Origin of the sequence: Arthrobacter sp. CAL618, assembly GCF_000468215.1 — a bacterium.
Taxonomy (GTDB): Bacteria; Actinomycetota; Actinomycetes; order Actinomycetales; family Micrococcaceae; genus Arthrobacter_D.
Genome location: NZ_ASZW01000188.1, coordinates 1 through 2,652 on the forward strand (window position 1 = coordinate 1; position 2,652 = coordinate 2,652).

The 2,652-nt window shown below is 66.9% G+C and carries 3 protein-coding genes; 1 reads left to right on the top strand and 2 read right to left on the bottom strand.

The window, feature by feature from the left end:
* Positions 1-78 precede the first annotated feature (78 nt).
* Positions 79-393, bottom strand: coding sequence for a DUF6457 domain-containing protein (locus K728_RS0111380; protein ID WP_024476788.1), 315 nt, complete (start codon positions 391-393; stop codon positions 79-81).
* A 107-nt stretch (positions 394-500) separates the two neighbouring features.
* Here K728_RS0111380 and K728_RS0111385 point away from each other — a divergent pair, with 107 nt between their 5' ends.
* Positions 501-2,006, top strand: coding sequence for a flavin-containing monooxygenase (locus K728_RS0111385; RefSeq protein WP_024476789.1), 1,506 nt, complete (start codon positions 501-503; stop codon positions 2,004-2,006).
* Between the two features lie 141 nt (positions 2,007-2,147).
* Here K728_RS0111385 and K728_RS19245 read toward each other — a convergent pair.
* Positions 2,148-2,652 (bottom strand): GntR family transcriptional regulator (locus K728_RS19245; RefSeq protein WP_443110969.1); only part of this gene is annotated, 505 nt, incomplete at its 5' end.

Consider the following 2,652-nt stretch of genomic DNA (forward strand, 5'->3'; position numbering starts at 1 on the left):
GGGCAGCTACCGCGACTGACCGGGCAGCTACCGCGACTGACCGGGCAGCTACCGCGACCGACCGGGCAAAGACCCCTGCTACTGGGCGGTCTTCGTCCAGCCGTTGGCGTCCGGGCCGTCTTCGAGGCCTTTCGCACGGACCTGCATGACGACGTCGGCCGCTGACTGCACGGCGTCGTCGGCACCTTTACGGCCGCTGGTGTCGGCTGTGCCCGCCGCGTAGCCGATCAGGAACGCGCTGATTGCCCCGGCGTTGGGGGACACCGTCTCGGACGTCTGGGCGGCGACCTCCACGATTCGCTCGTGGTCCACCTCCAGGTCGAGGATCTGCAGTGCCTGGGTGAGCTGGCGGCTCCATTCGCTGAGAGTGCGCAGTTCGTCGTTGCCTGTCATATGGGACTCCGTAAATTGTGGGAAGTTTGGTGCCCTCAAGAATTAGCATCTGCGGGCACTTTCCACAACGTTGGCCAGTCGAGCGGACGGTACCCAATAATGGACTCATGGCCTCCCCCATAGAGCACCTCGACGTCGCGATCATCGGGGCGGGGCTCTCGGGCATCGGCGCCGCCCACCGGCTGCGCACCGAATGTCCCGGCAAGTCGTTCGCCATCTTTGAGGCGCGCGACGCGATCGGCGGCACCTGGGACCTCTTCCGCTACCCGGGCGCCAGATCCGATTCCGACATGTTCACCCTCTCCTACCCCTGGCGGCCCTGGACCGTACCGGAATCCATCGGCGACCAGCCAGCCATCCTGAACTACCTGCAGGACGCAGCCGAGGAATCGGGCGTGACGCCACACATCCGCTTCGCCACCCGCATGGTGAGTGCCGACTTTTCCTCGGAGACCTCCCGCTGGACGCTGCACCTGGACACCGACGACGACGACGGCGCCACCCACCGCCGCACCGTCACCTGCTCGTTCCTGTACGCCTGCACCGGGTACTACAACTACACCCAGCCGTACCAGCCTGACCTCCCGGGCCTTGAGGACTTCACGGGCGATGTGATCCACCCCCAGTTCTGGCCGGCCGGCTTCGATTACACGGACAAGCGGGTGGTCGTGGTTGGGAGCGGCGCCACCACCATCACGCTGGTCCCGGCAATGGCCGACGACGCCGCCCACGTCACCATGCTGCAGCGATCGCCGTCCTACGTGGTGACGGTGCCGCGCCGGGACCGGTTCTCCGACGCCGCACGGAAGATCCTGCCGGCGGGTCCGGCCCACCGGGTGGCCCGGGCCCGCAATGTTCTCTACCCGCTGGGGTTCTACCAGCTGTGCATGAGGCTGCCGCGGGTGGCGAAGGCGTACCTGAGGTATCAGGCGCGCGGGATCCTCAAGGACGAACAGCAGATCCGTGACCATTTCACCCCTACCTACAACCCGTGGGAGCAACGGGTGTGTGCTGCGCCGGACGGTGACTTCTATCGGTCGCTGGCGTCGGGGAAGGCGTCGGTGGTGACGGATCGGATCGACCGGTTCACTGCCGGCGGGGTCCGGCTTGCGTCGGGGCGGGAGCTGGCGGCCGACGTCGTCGTCACCGCTACCGGGCTGGCCCTGCAATCCCTCGGCGGCTCGAACCTGAGTGTTGACGGCGTCCCCGTGGAACTCGGTGAGTCGTTGATCTACCGTGGCGTCCTGGTCAGCGGGGTACCGAACTTTGGCTACTCCCTGGGGTACACGAATGCGTCCTGGACGTTACGCTCGGACCTCAGCGCCCGGTACGTGTCCCGGCTGCTCAAGCACATGGACCGCAACGGGCACACGGTGGCAGTCCCGGTGCCCGCCTCAGGTATGGCGCGGCGGCCACTGCTGGCCCTGTCGTCGAACTTCATGCTGCGGGCCGTGAAAGTGTTTCCGCGACAGGGTTCGGGCACCCCCTGGACGCTGGGCGCCAACTACCTCCTGGATGTGCCGCGGGTGATGCTGGGCAAAGTCAGCAAGCAGATGGCGTTCGACGCCGTTCCCGGTCGAGGGTCCGTCCGGCAGCGCAAAAAAGTGGCGTAACTGCACGTCTGGCCGCAGGAAAGTGGCTTGGCCGCACGCAAGTGGTTGCCCCACCACTGATCTGGGGCTGGAGCACTTTTCTGCCGGGAGCGGCCGCCCCGCAGGCTCCGGAACCGGCATCGACGGCGAGGTGGGGCGCCGCTATTCGGTCTTCGCGGCCGACTTCAACAAATCCAGCCGCAGTGCGCGGGCGGTTTCCATGTGCTGCCGGGCGATCTGCCGGGCGTCGTCGGCGCGCTGATCGATGATGGCCCGCACCAGCGCCTCATGCTCGTCCAGCGCATCTTCCCACCGGTTGCCAACGGACAGGGTCGACCGAGGCGTGTTGATGAGGTGGGTGGAGAGCCGCTCCAGCAGGTCCTGCAACACCCGGTTGTGCGCGGCCGTACTGACGGCCGCATGGAATTCGACGTTGCAGCGGATCCGGGTCTGGTCATCCGGGGAATCGAGTTCCCGGTCCCGCTCAACCAGTGCCTCAAGGCGCATGATGTCCGAGGCGGTCCTGCTGCTGGACGCCTGTCCGGCCGCTTCCTGTTCGAGCATCACCCGCAGGTCGTAGATCTGGATGACTTCCTGGGGGTCAATCTGCGGCACCTGAAGGCCCCGCGCGGCGCGCTCCAGCAGACGCTCGTGCTGGAGCCGGCTG